This window comes from Moorena sp. SIO2C4, from assembly GCF_010672485.1.
GTDB classification, from domain to species: domain Bacteria; phylum Cyanobacteriota; class Cyanobacteriia; order Cyanobacteriales; family Coleofasciculaceae; genus Moorena; species Moorena producens.
Genome location: NZ_JAAHGN010000963.1, coordinates 1 through 2,949 on the forward strand (window position 1 = coordinate 1; position 2,949 = coordinate 2,949).

At 42.4% G+C, this 2,949-nt stretch carries 4 protein-coding genes; all 4 read right to left on the reverse strand.

Annotated elements, in window-relative coordinates:
* On the reverse strand, positions 1–475 hold a 475-nt coding region (locus tag F6K20_RS32105; RefSeq protein ID WP_287297468.1), incomplete at its 3' end, for a nucleotidyl transferase AbiEii/AbiGii toxin family protein.
* Positions 475–1,095, reverse strand: a complete 621-nt coding sequence (locus tag F6K20_RS32110; protein WP_071102291.1) for a DUF6088 family protein — start codon at positions 1,093–1,095, stop codon at positions 475–477. The genes F6K20_RS32105 and F6K20_RS32110, both read right to left, overlap by 1 nt.
* Positions 1,096–1,416: 321 nt before the next feature.
* The gene (locus tag F6K20_RS32115) at positions 1,417–1,548 is read right to left on the reverse strand and encodes a hypothetical protein (protein ID WP_287255415.1); all 132 of its coding nucleotides are present in this window, start codon (positions 1,546–1,548) and stop codon (positions 1,417–1,419) included.
* A gap of 619 nt (positions 1,549–2,167) precedes the next feature.
* Positions 2,168–2,740: a hypothetical protein gene (locus tag F6K20_RS32120; protein WP_287255413.1), complete on the reverse strand. Its 573-nt coding sequence runs from the start codon at positions 2,738–2,740 to the stop codon at positions 2,168–2,170.
* Between the last annotated feature and the right edge of the window lie 209 nt (positions 2,741–2,949).

Genomic DNA, 2,949 nt, shown 5'->3' on the forward strand with positions numbered 1-2,949 from the left:
TCTGAAACAGCAGGGTTGAATTATCTGGATCGTCTTCATCGAGTACAATGCGACTCTCAGGCGAAATTACCCCAGCAACTTGTGATAAGTCATCTTTAAGCTTGCCACAGATATACGTTGAAGCAGCTTGTTTTAGTTCGGACGCTAGTTTTTTTCGCCGCTTGCTAGAGATTCCAAGAGCAGAGGGATCGTTATCCCCGGCAAAACCCAGATCGCTCCTGAATACCACCAGATCTACATCCTCGGAAAATCTACTAATGAGTTGATAAACCTTGGAAAGGGAAGTGCCGCCTTTAAACAATAGTCTGGGGTGTTCCTGGGGTAAGCCATTATAAAGGATATCCAGCACCAGGCACACCCAAAAATCCTTTTCTATATAGGTAGACAAGGTATTGAGGGAATCCGCTGTTGACTCAAAAACATCGTTACGGTCTTGTGCTGGTAAATTGAGAAATTCTTCAAATGCTGGATTCACTAGGAGACACCTTCACCCTTACTAACTTGACGTACAACGGGTGTCATCCACGTTGGTAACAGCTTAATACCTTCTGCGAGATCTTGTTTGATGTCTGAAGACAACCGATTGTGTAGGGTATTAACCACATCTTTATCAGCAGCGATATTTTCGCCCAGCCAATATAAGGCCCTAACCACAGGCGCACCAGGACGGTTAGCCCATGCCATTAACCGTTGAGAGACATGACGTAGTTTGATGGTACGCCCACCAACTTGTAAAGTTCGGCTCGAACCATTCGTTATGTAGCTGTTCTGGGCGGGAACGGCATTGGTCAGACCTAGCTGGTGGGCTGCAACAATGCCATCTGGCATGATTGATATACCATCCCGACGTGCCAGAGCTTCCACAACGGCATCAATGTTGGGTGGGGCAGGACGCTTCAAGATATTGCTGGTGCGTGGATAGTCATATAAACCGCGACCAACGCGGCGCAAAAATCCTTGTTTCACCAGACGAGATAGCGCTTTATCTACAGCATCACGACTGCCGAGATCTACAAAATCTTTGGGTGTGCAGACCCAACCACCGCGACCATGACCACGAACTCTGTTCAGGATTTTTTTTGCTATACCCTGCATCTTACGAAAGCTATGAATATAAAGTTCACGAAATATATTTTGTCAGAATTATAGCCAATATTTCTGACTTTTTCAAGGCAGCTAACCGTGTATTAATTGCCCAAAGTCAGGATGTTGAGGTAACGAAGGTGAGTAGAACTGTCAGAATAGGTTCTATGACCCTTCGATAAAACTGTCAGATTAATCGAAAACCAACCCTATTCCGACACAAATTCGGGGGAAACCTGACGTGAGGCTGAGGTATGCCCTATTCTGACAGTGTTCACGCGAGTTCAGTCTCACAATCTCTTAAGCTTAGCGAGACAAGTCTTGTGACTTTCATTAAATAGGCTCAGGGAGCACATAGCTGCCATGAGCCGCCAGATTTTTCTCATTCATCACACAAGACTGATAAATTTTTGGTAAGTCTATAGTTATCAATACCTTATAATGCTGATGCAAAACATAGTGCATAAGTTATTTTCTTATGCACTATGTTTTGCAACATCGCAACCAGGCGTAGTGACAAGATAGCTGTCATAAGTGCCAACTCAAGCCCAAAAAAGTTCTGATTTTACTTTTGGAACTGGAACTTATCGATTTTTTGGTTAAATTTGATGCTACCCGGAGATAAATTCTAGTCGAATTTATGAATAAAGTTCTGACACTGTTAGAAATAAGAACTTTTACTTTGGGGGATCCCGATGGAGATCTAGAAGATGAAAGCTATTCACAGTAAGGGGTTGATGTCATTTTGCACTTATGACAGCTTCCTTGTTATTACGCCAACCAGCAGAAACCCGTTTCTAAATTTGTTGTGGCAAAACTTTAAATTTCCGCGACTTTTAAACATCTGAAATCATAATTTGGAGGCATATGACAGCTATGTGCCCCCTGAGCCTAAGTAGCTTTTGATGATGGTATAACGACAACCTTGAAAAGAGATAGCCTGTTGAACTGTCGCTAAGTAAATGGTCTCAATTCGTAGTAATAAGCATTAAGCTTGGCGTTGCTGATAACTGATAGCTGTTCGCGTAGCGTGCGCGTAGCGCATTAGCTGATAGCTGATAACAAATAGCTGATAGCTTAAATACTAACCCCAAACTAACACAGCATAGACTCCATAAATAAAATAAACACCAAGTACAATCGCAATAATAATCCGAGCCTTTCTCGAAGTATGGCGTCTCCACAATACAAAGCATCCCACTATTACAGCCAACACTTCTATAGGAGCAAAAATATGACCATAATGACGAGAATCCCAATAAGACACAGGGCTTTCAAAACGCCAATTTGACAATGGAAAAAAGTGACGATGGGCATCGTCAGCATGGAAAGGAAAATCTCCTAACCCATGAAGAGCCATGCTAGCAAACATAGCAATCAGAAACGTTTGACCAAAATAGTAAGCTAACAAGCCACCTAATAGGATTAGTGGAAAAGAATTGAAAATATCAAAAAATACTTGCCAGCTTGGGTTATAATAAGATTCAGACCAGATTACGTTTTCAGGAATTCCTCTGATTAATTTTTCATATATGTAAAAAATTACCATTGGTAAATCTGGTAATATCGCACCGAACACAATTGGGAAATTATTTTCGGGCTTTCTTTTTTTTCCTAAAATCAGGAGATTGACGATGGCGTGAGCGGGAGTATTCACAAATTAGAGAATTAAGAATTAAGAATTTAGAATTTAGAATTTAGAGGGAGTCGGGAGTCGGGAATCGGGAGTCGGGAATCGGGAACAGAAATATGTCTGGCAAGGCAGATTTATGGGTATAATCCGCCCCCCTAGCCCCCCAATTTTGGGGGGAATAAAACTCTCAAGCGATGCAGCGCGGTCTTGGGGAGCCAGTGCGGTCTTGGGGG